Origin of the sequence: Gordonia alkaliphila (assembly GCF_039542465.1) — a bacterium.
GTDB classification, from domain to species: Bacteria; Actinomycetota; Actinomycetes; order Mycobacteriales; family Mycobacteriaceae; genus Gordonia; species Gordonia alkaliphila.
This window is the reverse complement of record NZ_BAABIE010000001.1, coordinates 203232-221393: the sequence shown is the minus strand read 5'-3', so window position 1 is coordinate 221393 and position 18162 is coordinate 203232. Positions and strand designations below refer to the sequence as shown.

Here is an 18162-nt window from a genome sequence, read left to right as displayed (position 1 = left end):
CGCCTCTCCGGCAGGTCACCCCACGTCGTCGACGTCGCCCGAGTCCGGGTCGCCGTCGCGGCTGCGGGCCGGCCGCACCGCCTTGTAGCCGACGTTGCGAACGGTGCCGATGAGCGCCTCGTGGTCGCTGCCGAGCTTCGCGCGCAACCGTCGGACGTGCACGTCGACGGTTCGGGTGCCACCGAAGAAGTCGTAGCCCCACACCTCGTGCAGCAGCTGCGCCCGGGTGAACACCCGCCCCGCGTTCTGCGCCAGATACTTGAGGAGCTCGAACTCCTTGTAGGTCAGGTCGATGGGCCGCCCGCGCAGCCGGGCGGTGTAGGTGGCCTCGTCGATCACCAGTTCACCGAGGGTCACCAGATTGGTCTGCTCGTCGCCGCCGCCGCCCCGTGCGGCCAGCAGCCGCAGTCGCGCGTCGAGTTCGGCCGGACCGGTCTCCGGCAGCAGGAAGTCGTCGATCCCCCACTCCGCGGTCACCGCGACCAGTCCGCCTTCGGTGACGACCGCGCCCAGCAGTGCGCGACCGCCGTGCAGCAGTCGACACAGGCCGCGGGCCGCCGCCAGATCGCGCCGGGCATCGACCAGCACCACTTCGGCGTCGTCGACGTCGACCAGCGACGACGTGTCCGCCGGCAGGATGCGCACGCGGTGCGGGAGGAGAGAAAGGGAGGGCAGCACCGCTTCCGCGGAGGCCTCTGGGGTCAGCAATAACAAGTCCACTACCACTCCGATCGCGAGGTGGTCTTCGTTGTGGGCTGTCGATCGACGCTGGCCGCAGCACCTGGTTCTTACCAATGACACAATAGCGGCAATGGCTTCCTCGTCTCGCATCCCCGGGTCCGTGCGCGGTCGGCGCACGGCGGCGTGGACCGTGGTGGCCGTCGTCGCACTGCTGGTGATCGCCGTTCTCGGCGACCTGCTGGCCGCCTCCCGCGCCGAGCACCGGCTGGCGCGCGCACTGCTGGCCTCCCCGACCCTCGACTACGAGCCGAACGTCATGTTCAGCGGTTTCCCGTTCCTCCCGTCGGCCGCCGGCGGCGAGTACTCGCTGGTGCACATCAGCGCCGGCGGCGCGCCGATCGAGGGCTGCGCCGACCGCGGTCACTGCACGGCGACCCTCGACGCCGACCTGCACGACGCGGTACTCGGCGACGTGTGGGAGATGTCGGCGACCTCGCCGATCTCCTTCGATCGGCTCACCGCCGAGACCCGCATCGACTCGGTGAACCTGGGTCGGCTGATGAACATCGTCGACCTCTACCTCAACACCCCCGCCCCGGAAGGCGAGGTGGGCGGCGGCGGTCCCGGCGGCACCCTGGCCGAGCGCACCGACGGCATCCTGGTGAGCGGGACGGTGCCGCTGCCCGGTTCGCCCGCCCGGGACGGCAAGTACCCGCCGTCGGCCGACGAATACCGCTTCCCCAAGGTCAAGGTGAGCGTCTCCGCGCGCGTGGAACTGGTCGACGGCCGGATCCGCATCGAGGCGACCGACTTCTACACCGGACCCGAAGAGCACTTCGCCGCCGACGTTCCGGCGGAGTTTGGCTCACACGTACTTAAACTCTTTTCCACGACGCTCCCGATTCTGCCCCTCGCCTGGGACACGCCGCCGACCAGCACTTTCTCCCGCGGAAGTGACCTGATTCTGGCCGGCGAGCGGTCCGCCGGGACCGTCGAGCCCCGCGGCTTCTGAATCGTCGAACCGGCGATCGGCCGGAGCTGTTGTAGTTTCGACAACATGCACAGAGAGCCGTGATCCACACCGCCTTCTCTGCGCTCCTCCCCCTAGACCCGATGGGTACTTCGTCGTACCCGAATACCGCAGGAATACCGAAAGGATTGTGCACATGGCACGTTCAGATGTGCTGGTCAGCGCCGAGTGGGCGCAGGAGAACCTGACCAACCCCGACGTCGTGTTCGTCGAGGTCGACGAGGACACCTCCATCTACGACCTCAACCACATTCCGGGCGCCGTGCGCCTCGACTGGCGCCAGGATCTGCAGGATCCGGTGCGCCGCGACTTCCTCGACGCCGAGGCCTTCGGCAAGCTCCTGGGCGAGCGCGGTATCGGCAACGACGACATCGTGGTGCTCTACGGCGGCAACAACAACTGGTTCGCCGCGTACGCCTACTGGTACTTCAAGATCTACGGCCACCGCGACGTCCGCCTGCTCGACGGCGGCCGCAAGAAGTGGGAGCTCGACGGCCGCCCGCTCGACGGCGAGACCGTGAGCCGCCCGGCCACCACCTACACCGCGGCCCCGGCCGACTCCTCGATCCGCGCCTTCCGCGACGAGGTCGTCGAGTCGATCGGCGTGAAGAACCTGGTCGACGTCCGCAGCCCGGACGAGTTCTCCGGCAAGATCGCCGCTCCGGCGCACCTGCCGCAGGAACAGGCGCAGCAGCGCGGCCACGTCCCCACCGCCATCAACATCCCGTGGTCGACCACCGCGAACGAGGACGGCACCTTCAAGAGCGACGACGAGCTGACCGCTCTCTACGCGGCCAAGGGCTTCGACGACGCCAAGGAGACCATCGCCTACTGCCGTATCGGCGAGCGCTCCAGCCACACCTGGTTCGTCCTGCAGGAACTGCTGGGCAAGAAGAACGTCAAGAACTACGACGGCAGCTGGGTCGAGTACGGCTCCCTCGTCGGCGTCCCGGTCGAGATCTGAGCAAAGGAACCAACTGATATGTGTGCAGCACCCAAGCAGGGCCAGAACATCCCGGCCGGCGTCGACGTGGAGAAGGAGACCGTCCTGACCGGACAGGTCGTCGACGGCGGCGGCACCCCGGTGTCCGGCGCCTTCGTCCGACTGCTCGACTCGACCGGCGAGTTCACCGCCGAAGTGGTGGCCTCGGCCACCGGCGACTTCCGGTTCTTCGCCGCCCCCGGCACCTGGACGCTCCGCGCGCTCAGTGCCCAGGGCAACGGCGACGTGACCATCGCCCCCGACGCGCCGGGCATCCACAGCCAGGATGTCGCCGTCGCGCGGTAATCTCGCGTCACAGACTCCCGCTCCTCGAGCGGATCTCGAAGACCCGGATCCCGTCTGCCTTCCGCAGGCGGGATTCGGTGCATCCCGGACCCCGCACACCGAGGGTGGTGTGCGCCATAACGCACCCGGTCGGGTCGGTTGATCCACGCGCGCGGGGTATCATGAGCGCGTGGTTATCTTCTTCGAGGTTCTTCTGTGGGCAGCCTCCGTGCTGATCATCTGGTTCGCGCTGTACACCCTCTACCGTCTGGTCAACGACGAGTCATGACTCGCTCGGGTAACGAGGCCATCGCCGACGCCGAGCAGCGCGCCGCCGAGACCGGGGACAAGAACGTCCCCGCCGTCGGCGACCTTCCGCTGCCGATCGACACGGCGAACCTGCGCCTCGGTCCCGACCTGCACCCGGGCCTGCTGGCCCTGCTGCCGATGGTGGGCGTCTGGGAGGGCGAGGGCGAGGGCCATCACCCGCTGACCCACGACGACTACCGCTTCGGGCAGCAGATCATCGTCAGCCACGACGGCGGCAACTACCTGTGCTGGCAGTCGCGGTCCTGGGTGATCGATGAAGACGGCGCCTACGTCCGTCCGGATCTGCGCGAGACCGGCTTCTGGCGCATCGGCGAAGACGACACCATCGAACTGATGCTGACGCACGCCGAGGGCTCCATCGAGCTGTACTACGGCCGGCCGCTCAACCAGACGTCGTGGAATCTGACCACCGACGTCACCATCCGCACCGAGACCGGCCAGCACACCGGCGCCGCGAAGCGCCTGTACGGCCTGGTGCCCGACGGCGATCTGGCCTATGTCGAGGAACGCCTCGACGGCGAGGGTGAACTGACCCCCCGCCTGTCGGCGAAGCTCAGCCGCGTCATCGGCTGAGCCGCCCCTTCTCTTTCTCTGCTCGTCCTGCGCCGGGTTCGTTCTGCGCTAGCGCCCCGTGTTGCGTCAGATGGTCACCATGCGGTGGGTCTGCGCCGGGGCGCGTCGACCGCGGATGGCGATCAACTCGCGCGCATGCCGATCTAGCGCCACATCGCCGGGCAGCTGCGGCACCCACGGACGCACCGTCGTCGCATCCCCGTTCTCGTCCAGCGCGGCCAGCACGGTGAGGCTGTGCGCGGCCAGGCGCGCGGCCTGGGCGCCCTCCCGCGGCCAGAACGCGCGGACGTCGACGGCGATGTGCAGGGTCTGCAGGCCGGTGTGGATCAGCCGCGCCGACAACTCCACCACTTGGCCGATCTGAATGGGCCGGTAGAAGCGCACCCCGCCCATGTACGCGGTGGCCACCTCCCCCGCGCACCAGCGCACCCCGCACAGGTAGGCGGCGTCGTCGATCCAATTCATCACCCGGCCGCCGTGCGCCTTCCCGCCCCAGTTCACGTCCGTGGGCGCGGCCAGGAACCGGGTGCCGGTCTCCAGCGCCGCCGTCGGCGCCGCGTAGTCGGCCTGCTCCATCGCCGCGGCGATCGCCGAGCGCACCTGCGACCGCTGCTGCGCGTACTCGCTGCGGGCCACGTCGGCGGCCCGCATGGGTGCCCACTGTCGTACCGGGGTGGGCGCGCCGTCGGCGTCGACGGCCACGAACACCAGCAGACAGGAACTGGCCGGCGCGAAGGTACCCACCCGCGGATCGGCCGAGGACACGGTGCACTCGATGTGCATGGAACTGGTGCCGGTGTAGATCAGCGTCGCGGTGACCTCCACCAGGTCGCCCGAGGAGATGTCCCGCCCGAAGCTGATGTTGCCGACGTACGCCGTCACGCTGTAGCCGCCCGACCAGGCCGCCGCACACGCGTAGGCGGCCTTGTCGACCCACTCCAGGATGCGGCCGCCCCGGACGCCGCCGCCGAGGGTGGCGACGTCGGTGGGGGCGGCCAGGAAACGCAGGGTGATCTGGCGATCGGTGATGGGCACGGGGAACCTCCTGAGTCGACTGCACCCATGCTGAACCCTGCCGCGATCGCACAGCGCGGCGGCTCCGCGGCGTGCGCACCCGGTGATCGGCGCGCAACCCGCGGACACGCCGCGGTAATCCGCCCCGCCCCCCCCCGGGCGACGGGCTACTCGGCGGCCGCCGCGGTGAGGCTGAGCAGGCGTGCGCCGGCCGCTCCGGCGGCGACGGCGTGCTGGTGGGTCACCATCACCACCACCCGCTCCGGGCCGAAGAGGGCGTCGTCGCCGGTGGAGCAGATCCGTTCCACCATCACCCGGGCGTCCTCGATGTCGAGGTGCTCGGCGGGCTCGTCGAGCAGCACGATCGGCGCCGGATGCAGCAGCGCGCGCGCCACCAGCAGTCGACGACGCTGACCGCCGGACAGGGCCGAACCGCCGCCGGTGAGATCGGTGTCGAGGCCCTCGGGCAGACCCTCGACCCACGCCCACAGCCCGACGTCCTCCAGCGCGGCGCGCACCTGCGCGTCGGTCGCATCGCCGCGGGCCACCAGCAGGTTCTCCCGCACCGAGGTGGAGAACAGGTGCGCCTCCTCGGCGAAGTAGCAGGTGCTCTCGCGCAGGCCGACCGGTGCACCGCCGGGATGGTCGGCCGCCACGGTGCCGCCGAGCGGCTCCAGCAGTCCGGCCACCGTCAGCAACAGCGACGACTTGCCGATGCCGCTCGGGCCCACCACCACGAGGCGCTCGCCCGGCTGCAGGTCCAGGCGCAGGCCGTCGTCCGGGCCGAGCGGGCGGTCCCAACCCCACTGCAGGTCCCGGACGTGCAGCGCCGCCGGCGCCGAATCGATCACCGGGTCGACGGTCTCCTCGGCCCCGGCGGTCGCGGCGCCGTCGATCAGACCCATCACCCGGGCCGCGGCCTGTCGTCCGCGCTGCCACGCGACGGCGGCCTCGGTGAGCGGGCCGGTCATCTCGAACGAGGACAGCGGCAGCAGCACCAGGATGCCGAACAGCATGGGGGTGAACGCGGTGTCCTCCGACGAGACGTTCATCAGCGAACCGCTCAGCCCGGTGGCGAGGTCGACGGCGATCAGCGCGGCCGCCACCACGCTCACGCCCAGTGCCAGCGGCGTGGCCGAGGTACCGGCCACCTGCCAGGCCGCGCCGGAGTCGGTCGCCTTCGCCGCGCGCCGGTCGGCCGCGCGCAGGTCGTCGAGCACGGCCTGTCGTCGGCCGGCGACGGCGAGCTCCGGTCCGTGCCACAGCAGGGTCGTGGACTCGGCGGCCACGTCCTCGCGGGCGCGGGCGCTGCGATGCAGGACCAGCGCCGAGCCGCGGGCGGCGAGCCACGGCGCCACCACGCCGCTGACGATCAACGCGATCGCCAGGATCAGGGCGGCCAGCGGCGAGACCATCGCCATGATGGCGACCGCGGCCACCGACGTCACGGCACCGACGGCCATCGGGATGAGGCCGCGGATCACGGCGTTGCCGATGTCGTCGACGTCGTCGGCGGTGCGGGCCAGCAGCTGCGACTGCCGCATGCTCACCGAGTAAGCGGGGGCGCCGCCGGCCAGCGCGCGGTAGATCGTGGTGCGCGCCGAGGCCATCGCGCCGAGCGCGGTGTCGTGGGTGGCGAGCCGCTCCAGGTAGCGGAACAGGGCGCGGGAGATACCCAGCGCACGCACGCCGGTCACCGCGACCGACAAGTACAGCACCGGCGGCATCTGCCAGGCGCGGGTGATCAGCCAGGCCGACAGCGCTGCCAGCCCGAGCGCGGCGAGCGCACCGGCGACGCCGAAGAACACCGAGACCGCGACCGGTCGGGCCCCCAGGCCCACGAAGCGGAGTGCCCGCAGCAGCGGATCACGCGACACCGCTGACTCCTTCCAGTTCCACGATCTGATCGGCCGCGCCCAGGGCGACGGCGTGGTGGGCCACCATCACGACGGTCGCGCCGTCGCGCGCCCGCTGCGCGATGGCCGCCAACACGGCGTCCTCGCTGTCGGCGTCCAGGTGCGCGGTGGGCTCGTCGAGCAGCAGCAGCGGCGCGGGCGCCGCCAGCACGCGGGCCAGGGCCAGCCGCTGTCGCTGGCCCGCCGAGAGGCCTGCGCCGCCGGCGCCGAGCAGGGTGTCGTAGCCGTCCGGCAGCTCCGCCAGCACTGCGTCGAAGCCGCTGGCGCGGCAGGCCGCGGCCAGGTTCTCGTCGTCCGCGGCGCCGAACAGGGCGAGGTTGTCGCGCACCGTGCCGGGCACCACCACCGGCTGCTGCGGCAGCCAGGCGATCTGCGCGCGGTAGGCGTCCAGGTCCACCTCGTCCAGCGGCACCCCGGCCACCGTGACCGCGCCGGCATCCGGCCGCAGCAGACCGAGCACCACGGCGAGCACGGACGACTTGCCGCTGCCGTTGGGTCCGGTGAGGACGTTCACCGCGCCCGGCTGCACCCGCGCGGTGAGCGCCCGCGGGGCCCAGCCGTCGCGGTCGTGCACGCCGACGCCGTCGATCTCGATGGCCGCACCGGCGAGGTCGACGACGGCACCGGACCGTCCGTCGCGACGCTGCGCGGCGTCGTCGTCGGGCGCCTCGATGAAGGCGAGGATCTCCCGGGAGGCGGTCATGCCGTCTTCGGAGTTGTGGAACTGCGCGCCCACGCGGCGCAGCGGCAGGTAGGCCTCCGGCGCCAGGATCAGCGCCAGCACGCCCGCGTACAGGCTCATGTCGCCGAAGACCAGGCGCAGACCGATGCTCACCGCGACCAGGGCGACGCTGAGCGTGGCGATCAGTTCCAGCGCGGTGCCGGACAGGAAGGCCACGCGCAGCGAGCCCATGGTGGTCTTGCGCAAGTTCTGACCGAGTCGGTCCACCCGCTCCGCCGGCGACTGCGCCCGCCCGAGCGCCCGCAGGGTGGGCAGCCCGGTCAGCAGATCCATCAGCTGGCTGGTGAGCGCGCTCATCGACTCGAGCTTGCGTTCGGTGCGGTCGCGGGTCAGCAGCCCGATCAGCACCATGAACACCGGGATCAGCGGGATGGTGATGAAGATGATCACGGCGGAGGTGAAGTCGACCCAGGCGATCACCACCACGATCACCGGAGTGATGATGATCGTCGCGAGCAGCGCGGGCAGGTAACCGGCGAAGTAGTCGACCAGGCTGTCCAGGCCGCGCAGCGCGACGGTCACCGCGCGCTCGCGCACGGTCAGCAGGGTGCGCGGGGAGGTGTGCACCGGGTCGGTGAGCCGGTCCAGCGCCTGCGCGCGCAGTTCAGCGATCGCGCCCAGTGCGGCACGGTGCGCGTAGCGTCCGGCGACGTAGTCGAGCGCGACCCGCACGGCGAGCGCCGCCGCCAGCACCCACAGGTGGGTGGCCTGCGCCGCGAACGTCCGCTTGCTCGGATCGGTAATGAGTTCGGCCAGCAGCCCGGCCAGGGCCACCGCGGCCACCAGCATGGCGACCACCGTCGCCGCCTGGAAGACGGCGGTGACGATCACGTACCACCGCGCCGACGGCGAGTATTTGAGCAGACGCGGATCCAGCGGGGGCCGTCGGGCCCCCGCTGGATCGGTCTGGTCGGGCGCCGCTGCAGTGTCAGCCACGCCGCGCCCTCACTTGTGCTCGGCCGCCACGACGTCCGTCGACAACGGCAGACCTGCCGCCTTGTCGGGAACGTCGTCGATGGACATCCGCTTGCGGAAGACCCAGTAGCTCCATGCCTGATATGCGATCACAACCGGCGTCATGAAGGCAGCCGCCCAGGTCATCACGACCAGGGTGTAGTGGCTCGACGACGTGTTGTAGATGGTCAGCGTGTTCTCCCCGCCCAGCGTGGAGATCATCACGTTCGGGAACAGGCAGCTGAACAGCAGCGCCACCGTGCCCGCGATACCGATCGCGGTACCCAGGAACGCGATGCCCTCGCGGCGCAGTTGCGTCGCGATCACGGCCACCAACACGCCCAGCGCGGCGACGACGACCAGCGCCCAGGTCCAGTCCTTGCCGTAGGACAGCTGCGTCCACACCAGGAAGGTGCCGCCGATGACCAGCGTGGCGATCGCCAACGCGGCGGCCATCTTGGTCGCGTCCTCGCGCATCTGTCCCTTGGTCTTGAGCGCGATGAAGATGGCGCCGTGCGTCAGGAAGATGGACAGGGTGGTCAGACCGCCGACCAGCGAGTACGGGTTGAGCAGGTTCCAGAACCCGCCGGTGTACACGTGGTTGGGGTCGCGGAACTCCACCGGCACACCGCGCAGCAGGTTGGCGAAGGCCACACCCCACAGCAGTGCGGGCACCCACGAGCCGATCCCGATGCCGACGTCGCACCAGCGACGCCACTTCACGTCGTTGATCTTGGGACGCCACTCGATGGCGCACACGCGGACGATCAGCGCCAGCAGGATCAGGAACAGCGGGATGTAGAAGCCCGAGAACATGGTGGCGTACCAGCCGCCGAACGCGGCGAACAGCGCGCCGCCTGCGGTGAGCAGCCACACCTCGTTGCCGTCCCACACCGGCCCGATGGTGTTGATGATCAGACGGCGACGCTTGTCGCCCTCGGCGCGAGCCTGCTCGGGCGTGAGGTCGCCGGTGGAGTGCCGACCCAGGAAGGGCATCAGCATGCCCACGCCGAAGTCGAATCCTTCAAGGACGAAGTAGCCGACGAACAGAACCGCGATGACGCAGAACCAGAATGCTTCCAAACTCATTCGGACTTCTCCTTAGTACACGAAGGAGAGCTTGTCTTCGCTCTCTTCGTCCTCGGTCGGGGCGTCCGGGTCGACGGGTGCCGTCGGCCCTTCCAGCACGTATCGGCGTTGGAGGTAGAACCAGACCACACCCAGCGCGCCGTAGAGCAGCGTGAAGATGATGAGCGAGCTCAGCACCATACCCGGCGAGTTGAACGACACACCGTCTTGGACGGTCATCATCACCTTGAACGGATCGGCGTCCTCCGGGTTGGCCCAGTTCGGCACGACGACCCACGGCTGACGACCCATCTCCGTGAAGATCCAGCCCGAGGCGTTCGCCAGGAACGGCGTCGGGAGCATCCACAGGGCGAGACGACCGAACTTCTGCGGCACCTCGAAGCGCTTGCGCCGCAGCAGCCACAGGCCGCCGAACGCGACCACCACCGAGCCCAGCGCCCAGGTGATCATGGCGCGGAAGCTCCAGTAGGTGATGAACAGGTTGGGTGCGAAGTTCTGTCCCTCGGGGAAGTTGCTGTTCTCGGTCACCGACCGCGGCAGCTTGCCTTCGTCACGGGCCTTCTGGAAGGCCTCGGTGTACTGCTTCTGCAGGTCCTCCACACCCTGAACGGTGCTGTCGAAGGTGTGATCGGCCAGGAACGAGAGCATGTTCGGGATCACGATGACGTGGTTGATGTGGTCGCAGTTGTTCTGCGTGCCGATACTGAGCACCGAGAAGCCGGCGCCCTCCTCGGTCTGGCACAGCGACTCGGCCGCGGCCATCTTCATCGGCTGCTGCTTGAACATCAGCTGCGCCTGCGCGTCGCCGGTGAGGAACAGTCCGATACCGGAGGCGATCGTCAACCACAGGGCGAACAGAGCCACCGGACGCCACATGGTCCGGTTCTCCTCGAGCAGTTCCTCGCCGGTGGCGCCCAACTGGCTCGGCGCGGTGGTCACCGGCGCGGTGCCTGCGGTGAGCTTCTTGGCGCGGACGGTGTTGCGGGCCATCCAGTACAGGCAGATGATCGCGACCACGGTAGCGGCGGTGAGCCACGCACCGACGATGACGTGCGGGAAGGCCAGCAGCGTCGTGTTGTTGGTCATCACCGCCCAGAAATCGTTCATCTGCGGACGCTGGAGCTGCTCATTCCACTCCACGCCCACCGGATGCTGCATGAACGAGTTGGCGGCGATGATGAAGTAGCCCGAGGCGGTCACGCCGATGGCGACCAGCCAGATGCAGGCCAGGTGCACACCCTTGCTCAGACGACCCCAGCCGAAGAACCACAGGCCCAGGAAGGTCGATTCGAGGAAGAACGCGACCAGACCCTCCAGTGCCAGCGGGGCGCCGAAGACGTCCGCGACGAAGCGGCTGTACTGGCTCCAGTTCATGCCGAACTGGAATTCCTGCACGATGCCGGTCGCGACACCGAGGGCGAAGTTGATCAGGAACAGCTTCCCGAAGAACTTCGTCGCGCGCAGCCACGCCTCGTTGCCGGTCTTGAGCCAGACCGTCTGCATGATGGCGATCATCGGCGCGAGACCGATGGTCAGCGGCACCAGGATGAAGTGGTACACGGTGGTGATACCGAACTGCCACCGTGATATGTCGACCACGTCCACGCGCGGCTCTCCCTTCAACGTCTGCGGACGGGACTGCCGTCCGTCGTACTACCTGCGGTAGTACATCGAGGCCAGGTTACGACCACCTGAGCGTGCGGTCCAACAGCAACGGGACCTAGGTCCCAGGCTTGTGGGGCGATTCACAGGTCCTCACATCATCACCTCGGAACCCATGCTGCGCAGGAGTTTTGGGCAATCGATGACTAATCCGCGGAAACGGCGGCGTCGACCAATTCGGCGACGGGCAGTCCGTCCGGCGCGGAAGCGGGCAGCGTCCGCCCGTCCAGGGTGTGCACGCGCGCGGCCAGCGTGATCGACGACAGCAGCCAGACTCCCGCGGCGCCGTGCAGATCGTCGACGGTCATCTCGACCTCCCGGGCGACGATCCCCCGGGTGCGCGCCAACTCGAACAGCGCCGCCTGCGTGGTGCCCGGCAGGATCGGTCCCGACCGGGGCGGCGTCCGGAGCTCACCGCCGACCTCGAGCACCACGGTCGAGCGCGGCCCCTCCCACACGCGGCCGCCGGGCCCGGTGAAGACGGCGTCGTCGGCGCCGCGGTCGGCCGCGTACCGCAGGGCCGCCATGTTGCTCGCGTACGCCAACGCCTTGGTGCCGGCCAGCAGCCACGGCGACTCCTGCGCCCGAGTTCCCCACCCGCGGTCGAGGGTGAGCACCGAGATCCCGTCGCGCCGCGCGGCGGCGACCCGGTCGGCCACCGGCCCCACCGTCACGTAGCAGGTGGGCCCCGCGGCGGGCCGCGACTCGCGTCCCCGCGAATGACTGATCCGCAACAGCCCCTCGGCCCGGCCCTCCCGCGCGGCCCACGCCCCCGCGGCCACCTCGACGGCCCGGCGCAGACCCGCCCGATCGGGCGCCGGCAGCGCGAGGGCGGCGGCACCGTCGACCAGCCGGTCCAGGTGCGCGTCGATCAGCCGGGCGCGACCCGCGCGCACCAGCAGCGTCTCGAAGACGCCGTCCCCGCGCAGCGCGGCCAGGTCGTCGGCGAACAGCAACGGACGGTCCGGGTCCAACACCCGCCCGTCCCCGCTCACCAGCACACTCATCCGACCGAGACTAGGCCATCGCGCCGCGGGCCCGTGCCGGACATCGAACCTTCCTCGTAGACTGCAGGCATGGCTAGTGCTGGCAGTGTCGCCCGTTCTCCGATCCTCCTCAGCCACCCCTCCGCGGTCCCGACCCCGGACGACGATCTCAGCCCGGGTGTCGCCTGGCACTACGGCGATCCGCTGGGCGAGCAACGCGCCGCCGAACGCGGCGCCGTGGTGGTCGACCGTAGCGATCGCGCGGTGCTGGAACTGGCCGGCCCCGACCGCCTGACCTGGCTGCACACCATCGTCAGCCAGGACGTGGCCGGGCTCCCCGACCGCACCGGTGCCGAGAGCCTGTCCCTGGACGGCAACGGACGCGTCGAGGACCATTTCGTGCTCGCCGATCTGGACCTGGTGACCTGGCTCGACACCGAGCACGCCCGCGGCGAAGCCCTGGCCGCCTACCTGACGCGGATGGTGTTCCGGTCCGACGTGACCGTCACCGCCCGCCCTGACATGGCCGTCCTGACACTCATCGGTCCGGCCGTGCGCACCGGCGCTCTCGCCGAGTTGCTGGAGATCCCCGCCGACGCCGCCGTGTACAGCGCGGGTGATCTGCCCGAACGGCACCACGAGGACGAACCGCTCGGCTTCTGGCGGATCATGCCGCCCACCGGCGAGGGCCGCACCCTGCCGGTGGTGGACGTGGTGGTTCCCGAGACCGAACTGACGCAGTGGTGGCAAGCGTTGACCGCGGCCGGCGCGACCGAAGCCGGCATGTGGGCCGCCGAAGCGCTGCGCGTGGCCGCGATGCGGCCCCGCCTGGGCGCCGACACCGACGACCGCACCATCGCGCACGAAGCCGATTGGATCGGCGGCCCCGCCGAGTTCGGCGCGGTCCATCTGGACAAGGGCTGCTATCGCGGCCAGGAGACGGTAGCCCGGGTGCACAACCTGGGCCGGCCCCCGCGCCGCCTCGTGCTCCTGCACCTGGACGGCAGCGCCGACACCCGACCGGCCACCGGAGACCCGGTCAACGCGGACGGGCGCGCCGTGGGTCGGGTCGGGACCGTGATCGACCACTACGAGTTGGGCCCCGTCGCGCTGGCACTGGTGCGCCGGGCGGTGCCCGTCGACGCCGAACTCACCGTGGGCGACGGAACCGCCGCCCGTATCGAGGCCGACTACTACACCTCCGACGACTCGGTGCCCGCCGGCCGTGCCGCGGTGAACCGCCTGCGCGGACGCGACTGACCCCCGCGGGATAAAACCGCAGGTCACAATGCCTGCCGCGCGCATCACAGTGGCTCGACTACACATTCGCCAGAAGCAGGGTAGACTGTGCAGCAGGAATACAACTAACGAGAAGAACGGGGCCGCCACAAAGTGGCCGCCCCGTCATTGTGCGAGGGGGTCCCTAATGGGCCGTGGCCGGGCAAAAGCAAAGCAGACGAAGGTCGCTCGTCAGCTGAAGTACTCGACTCCGAACACAGACCTAGACAGCCTGCAACGCGAGCTGTCGGGCCACCAAGGTCAGTCCCGCAACCCAGTAGACGACTGGACCGAAGAGGAGTGGCGGCGCGCCTGACGCGCCTGCTCCACCAAGCAGACGAACCCTGCATCACCGCGGATCCGCGTGATGCAGGGTTTTCTGCTACCCACTGAACGGGACCCGATGTCGTCCCGATGTCGTCGTCCTCTCCCCCCGAGGTACCGAAAGGCCGAAGGCCGAAGGCGGAGGGATTCTCCGACGCCGGCCTCCGGCTCAGCTCTGCGGCTGCCCGATCAGAAGCGGGAGTAATCCCCCACCAGCTGGGCGCTGCCCGGCGCACCGGCCTCGTCGCCACGGCTCACCGAGCCCAGGACCCAGTTGTCCACGTGGCGGGCGGTCAGGATGGCCTGCGCCCGGTCGGTGTCTTCCGGCGCGACGATGGCGACCATGCCGACGCCCATGTTGAAGGTGCGCTCCATCTCGGCGCGCTCGACGCGTCCGCGCTGCGCGATCATCGAGAAGATCGGCGCCGGGGTCCACGTGTCGCGGGCCAGTTCCGCGCTCAGGCCGGTCGGCAGCACGCGTGCCAGGTTCTCGGCCAGGCCGCCACCGGTCACGTGCGCGAAGGTGCGCACCTCGGTCTCCGCGGCCAGTGCCAGGCAGTCCTTCGCGTAGATGCGGGTGGGCTCGAGCATCTCCTCGCCGAGCGAGCGGCCGAACTCCTCCACGTGGCCGTTCAGGTCCATCCGACCCCACTCCAGCAGGACCTTGCGGGCCAGCGAGTAACCGTTCGAATGCAGACCGGACGAACCCATCGCGATCACCACGTCGCCGGGACGCACGCGGTCCGGGCCCAGGATGTTCTCCGCCTCGACCACGCCGACGCCGGTCGCGGAGATGTCGTAGTGACCGTCCTCCATCAGGCCGGGGTGCTCGGCAGTCTCGCCGCCCAGCAGTGCACAGCCGGCGTCGAAGCAGCCGTCGGCGATGCCGCGGACGATGTCGGCGACCTTCTCCGGGATCACCTTGCCGATGGCGATGTAGTCCTGCAGGAACAGCGGCTCGGCGCCGCAGACCACGAGGTCGTCCACCACCATCGCGACCAGGTCGCGACCCACCGTGTGGTGGATGTCCATCGCCTGGGCGACGGCCAGCTTGGTGCCCACGCCGTCGCTGGAGGCGGCCAGGATCGGCTCGCGGTAGTCGCCCTTGAGCGCGAAGAGCCCGGCGAAGCCGCCGAGCCCGCCGACGACCTCGGGCCGCGTGGCGCGCTTGGCGTGCGGAGCGAACAACTCGATGGCGCGTTCACCGGCATCGATGTCCACACCGGCGGCCGCGTACGACGCTGCGGCTCCGCTGTCGAGGGGGTTGGCGGGGCCGTCGTTCATGGTCCAAGCACTCCTGGGTCGGTGAAGTTCATGCGGAGATCAGGCTACCGGAGCGGCCCGGCGGCGCTCACGGCCGCATGACCGCGCTGACATTGTCGTTCTCGGCGACAAGCGGATCGAGCACGTCGCCCGACGCGTTCTTACGCATCGTCTCGAGGACCGCCTTGCCCATCGAGGTCTCCTTGGGGAGCTCGATCGGGTAGTGCCCGTCGAAGCATGCCGCGCACAGTGCCTCAGCGGGTTGCTGGGTGGCCGCGACCATCTCGTCGACGCCGAGGTAGGCCAGCGAATCGGCGCCGATGGCCTGGCGCACGCCGTCGACCATCGCCTCCTCCGACTCCATGCCGTTGGCGATGAGTTCGGCGGGCGAGGCGAAGTCGATGCCGTAGAAGCAGGGCCAGCGGACCGGCGCCGAGGCGATGCGCACGTGCACCTCGGCCGCACCCGCCTCCCGCAGCATCCGGATCAGGGCGCGCTGGGTGTTGCCGCGGACGATGGAGTCGTCGACCACCACCAGCTTCTTGCCGCGGATCACTTCCTTGAGCGGATTGAGCTTGAGGCGGATACCGAGCTGACGGATGGTCTGGCTGGGCTGGATGAAGGTGCGGCCCACGTAGGCGTTCTTCATCAGGCCCTGGCCGTAGGGGATGCCCGACTCCTGGGCGTAGCCCACCGCCGCCGGGGTGCCCGATTCGGGCACCGGGATCACCAGGTCGCCCTCGGCGGGCGCCTCGCGGGCTAGGCGGCGGCCGATGTCCACGCGCGTCGAATGCACCGAGCGGCCGTGGATCACGCTGTCCGGGCGGGCCAGGTACACGTATTCGAAGATGCAGCCCTTCGGGGTGGGCTCGGCGAAGCGGCTGCTGCGGACGCCGTCGGCGTCGATGGCGAGCAGTTCACCGGGTTCGATGTCGCGCACGAACGAGGCGCCGACGATGTCCAGCGCCGCGGTCTCCGAGGCGACCACCCAGCCGCGGTCCAGCCGGCCCAGGCTCAGCGGCCGGATCCCGTACGGATCGCGCGCGGCGTACAGCGTGTTCTCGTCCTGGAAGGTGAGGCAGAAGGCGCCGCGCAGCGTGGGCAGCAGTTCGAGGGCCGCCTGCTCCAGCGTCTTGTCGGCGGCACCGTGCGCGAGCAGTGCGCCCACCACGTCCGAGTCCGACGTCGCACCCTCGTTGCGACCGTAGATGCCCAGGTCACGGGCGCGCTGCGCGAGCTCGGCGGTGTTCACCAGATTGCCGTTGTGCCCCAGTGCGACACCGTTGCCCGCGGCCGTGTGCCGGAAGATCGGCTGGGAGTTCTCCCAGCTGGTGGAGCCGGTGGTGGAGTACCGGCAATGGCCCACCGCGATGTGGCCGTGCATCGAGGCGAGCGTCTGCTCGTCGAACACCTGGCTCACCAGACCGAGGTCCTTGAAGACGAGCACCTGGGAGCCGTCGCCCACCGAGATGCCCGCGGCTTCCTGGCCGCGATGCTGCAGCGCGTACAGGCCGTAATAGGTCAGTTTGGCGACGTCCTCGCCGGGCGCCCACACACCGAAGACACCGCATTCTTCGCGCGGTTCGTTCTCCGGTTCGTCGAGGTCGGGGACCACAGGCGTGCTCAGGTCGGACGAGGGGACAGCAGGATCAGACACCTGGACGCTCCGATTTCGGGGAGGGCTGTGTTTCAGGAAGGGCTGGGACGGGCGTACGTAATGCAGAGTTTACGTGGCCGCTCGCGCTGAGCACAGTTTCAGTTGGAAGGTGTGACGCGAACGATGGGCAGCAGGTCCGCGATGTCGGCGGCGCGGTGCCCGGAGGCACTCACCCGATGGTCGTCGATCGCCGCGTCGAGCCGGTCCAGGCCGGTCGCCAGCAGCAGCCAGGTCCGCGGCGACGTCTCGACCACATTCGGCGGGGTGCCCCGCGTGTGCCGCACGCCTTCCAGGCACTGGACCGCCACGAACGGCGGCACGCGCACCTCCACCGCGTTGCCCGGCGCGTCCTGGGCCAGCGCCCGCGCCGACAGCCGCACGGCGGCGGCCAGTGCCGCGCGCGGCGGCGTCGGAAGGGTCTCGTCGCGGAGCCAGTCGGTCACCGCGAGCATCGCGGCGCGCAGTTCGGCGGGGTCAACCTTCTTGGCGGGAGGCACGGCGCTCAAGCGTAGCCTGAGTCCGTGAGCCACTCCGCCGATCTGCACGTGCACACCAGCTGGTCCGACGGCACCGATTCGGTGGCCGAACTCTTCGCCGCCGCGCAGTCGGCCGGTCTGACCACGCTCGGCATCACCGATCACGACACCGCGAACCACTGGGATCAGGCCCGCGATCTTCGTCCGGCGGGTCTGCGCGTGCTGCCGGGCACCGAGTTCTCCACCAAGCATCCCGCGCCCGACGGCACGCTGGTGTCGGTGCACCTGCTCGGTTACCTGTTCGACCGCGAGAACGCGGCGATCGTCGCCGAGTGGGACCGGATGCGCGCCGAACGAGCCGGGCGGGGCGGTCGGATCGTGGAGAACCTCATCGCCGCGGGCTTCCCCATCTCCCTCGAACGGGTAAGGGAGATCGCCGGGCACAGCGCCATCAGCCGTCCGCACATCGCGCGCGCTCTGATGGAGGCCGGCGTGGTGGCCTCGGTCAGCGACGCCTTCGCCGATCTACTGGACGATCACAGCCCGTACTATGCCGCGTTGCGCGCCCTCGAGCTCACCGAGGCGATCGAGTTGGTCACCGCGGCCGGCGGTGTCCCGGTCCTCGCCCACCCCCGGGCGCGCGCGGCCGCGGCCGTCCTGACCCCCGACGTCCTGGCCACCCTGGTTCCGCTGGGGCTGCGCGGCCTGGAGGTCGATCACCCGGACCACGACGAGGCCGCCCGCACCGAGCTGCGCGGCGTCGCCGCCGATCTCGGTCTGCTGGCCACCGGCTCCAGCGACTACCACGGCGACAACAAGCCGATCCGGATCGGCCAGGAGCGGACCGCCGACGAGGTCGTCGAGCAGATCATCGAGCTCGGGGCCCAAACGCCGTTCGCCTGAGTCCCAGTCCGGCACCA

General features: G+C 70.0%; 17 protein-coding genes. 7 read left to right on the top strand and 10 right to left on the bottom strand.

The features are described 5' to 3' along the window. Positions 1 to 15 precede the first annotated feature (15 nt). On the bottom strand, positions 16 to 720 hold the full coding sequence (locus tag ABD989_RS01030; protein ID WP_345312107.1) for a winged helix-turn-helix domain-containing protein: 705 nt from the start codon (positions 718 to 720) through the stop codon (positions 16 to 18). A gap of 91 nt (positions 721 to 811) precedes the next feature. On the opposite strand from ABD989_RS01030, the gene ABD989_RS01025 reads away from it, so the two are divergent. From ABD989_RS01025 to ABD989_RS01010, 4 genes are all read left to right on the top strand, one after another. Then, positions 812 to 1693 (top strand): LmeA family phospholipid-binding protein, encoded by an 882-nt coding sequence (locus ABD989_RS01025; RefSeq protein ID WP_246994003.1) that lies wholly within the window; start codon positions 812 to 814, stop codon positions 1691 to 1693. A gap of 154 nt (positions 1694 to 1847) precedes the next feature. After that, entirely contained in the window at positions 1848 to 2675 is an 828-nt protein-coding gene (locus tag ABD989_RS01020) for a sulfurtransferase (protein WP_345312106.1), read from the top strand. A gap of 18 nt (positions 2676 to 2693) precedes the next feature. Continuing rightward, complete coding sequence (locus ABD989_RS01015) at positions 2694 to 2999, top strand: DUF1416 domain-containing protein (RefSeq protein WP_246993999.1); 306 nt, start codon at positions 2694 to 2696, stop codon at positions 2997 to 2999. Between the two features lie 264 nt (positions 3000 to 3263). Then, a complete protein-coding gene (locus ABD989_RS01010; protein WP_246993997.1) occupies positions 3264 to 3881 on the top strand; it encodes a heme-binding beta-barrel domain-containing protein in 618 nt (205 codons plus the stop codon). A gap of 66 nt (positions 3882 to 3947) precedes the next feature. On the opposite strand, the gene ABD989_RS01005 is transcribed toward ABD989_RS01010, so the two are convergent. From ABD989_RS01005 to ABD989_RS00980, 6 genes are all read right to left on the bottom strand, one after another. Beyond that, a complete protein-coding gene (locus tag ABD989_RS01005; protein WP_345312105.1) occupies positions 3948 to 4916 on the bottom strand; it encodes an acyl-CoA thioesterase in 969 nt (322 codons plus the stop codon). Positions 4917 to 5062: 146 nt separating this feature from the next. Continuing rightward, positions 5063 to 6772 (bottom strand): thiol reductant ABC exporter subunit CydC, encoded by a 1710-nt coding sequence (cydC, locus tag ABD989_RS01000; protein WP_345312104.1) that lies wholly within the window; start codon positions 6770 to 6772, stop codon positions 5063 to 5065. Further along, complete coding sequence (gene cydD, locus ABD989_RS00995) at positions 6762 to 8489, bottom strand: thiol reductant ABC exporter subunit CydD (protein ID WP_246993993.1); 1728 nt, start codon at positions 8487 to 8489, stop codon at positions 6762 to 6764. The genes cydC and cydD overlap by 11 nt, the downstream gene beginning before the upstream one ends. A gap of 9 nt (positions 8490 to 8498) precedes the next feature. Beyond that, a complete protein-coding gene (gene cydB, locus ABD989_RS00990; protein ID WP_246993991.1) occupies positions 8499 to 9596 on the bottom strand; it encodes a cytochrome d ubiquinol oxidase subunit II in 1098 nt (365 codons plus the stop codon). A gap of 12 nt (positions 9597 to 9608) precedes the next feature. After that, positions 9609 to 11201 carry a cytochrome ubiquinol oxidase subunit I gene (locus ABD989_RS00985; RefSeq protein WP_246993989.1) on the bottom strand — a complete coding sequence of 531 codons (1593 nt, stop codon included), beginning with the start codon at positions 11199 to 11201 and terminating at the stop codon, positions 9609 to 9611. A 203-nt stretch (positions 11202 to 11404) separates the two neighbouring features. After that, positions 11405 to 12265 (bottom strand): aminodeoxychorismate lyase, encoded by an 861-nt coding sequence (locus ABD989_RS00980; RefSeq protein WP_246993987.1) that lies wholly within the window; start codon positions 12263 to 12265, stop codon positions 11405 to 11407. A gap of 69 nt (positions 12266 to 12334) precedes the next feature. Here ABD989_RS00980 and ygfZ point away from each other — a divergent pair, with 69 nt between their 5' ends. Next, positions 12335 to 13504 (top strand): CAF17-like 4Fe-4S cluster assembly/insertion protein YgfZ, encoded by a 1170-nt coding sequence (gene ygfZ, locus ABD989_RS00975; RefSeq protein ID WP_246993985.1) that lies wholly within the window; start codon positions 12335 to 12337, stop codon positions 13502 to 13504. A 166-nt stretch (positions 13505 to 13670) separates the two neighbouring features. Next, a complete protein-coding gene (locus ABD989_RS00970) occupies positions 13671 to 13838 on the top strand; it encodes a DUF3073 domain-containing protein (protein ID WP_246993983.1) in 168 nt (55 codons plus the stop codon). Positions 13839 to 14035: 197 nt separating this feature from the next. Here ABD989_RS00970 and purM read toward each other — a convergent pair whose 3' ends face one another. From purM to ABD989_RS00955, 3 genes are all read right to left on the bottom strand, one after another. Continuing rightward, on the bottom strand, positions 14036 to 15130 hold the full coding sequence (gene purM, locus ABD989_RS00965) for a phosphoribosylformylglycinamidine cyclo-ligase (protein WP_246993981.1): 1095 nt from the start codon (positions 15128 to 15130) through the stop codon (positions 14036 to 14038). 67 nt (positions 15131 to 15197) lie between these two features. Continuing rightward, the gene (purF, locus tag ABD989_RS00960; protein WP_345312103.1) at positions 15198 to 16766 is read right to left on the bottom strand and encodes an amidophosphoribosyltransferase; all 1569 of its coding nucleotides are present in this window, start codon (positions 16764 to 16766) and stop codon (positions 15198 to 15200) included. A gap of 98 nt (positions 16767 to 16864) precedes the next feature. Next, positions 16865 to 17272, bottom strand: coding sequence for a sterol carrier family protein (locus tag ABD989_RS00955; protein WP_382362435.1), 408 nt, complete (start codon positions 17270 to 17272; stop codon positions 16865 to 16867). Positions 17273 to 17287: 15 nt separating this feature from the next. On the opposite strand from ABD989_RS00955, the gene ABD989_RS00950 reads away from it, so the two are divergent. Continuing rightward, positions 17288 to 18145, top strand: a complete 858-nt coding sequence (locus ABD989_RS00950; RefSeq protein WP_345312102.1) for a PHP domain-containing protein — start codon at positions 17288 to 17290, stop codon at positions 18143 to 18145. Positions 18146 to 18162 lie beyond the last annotated feature (17 nt).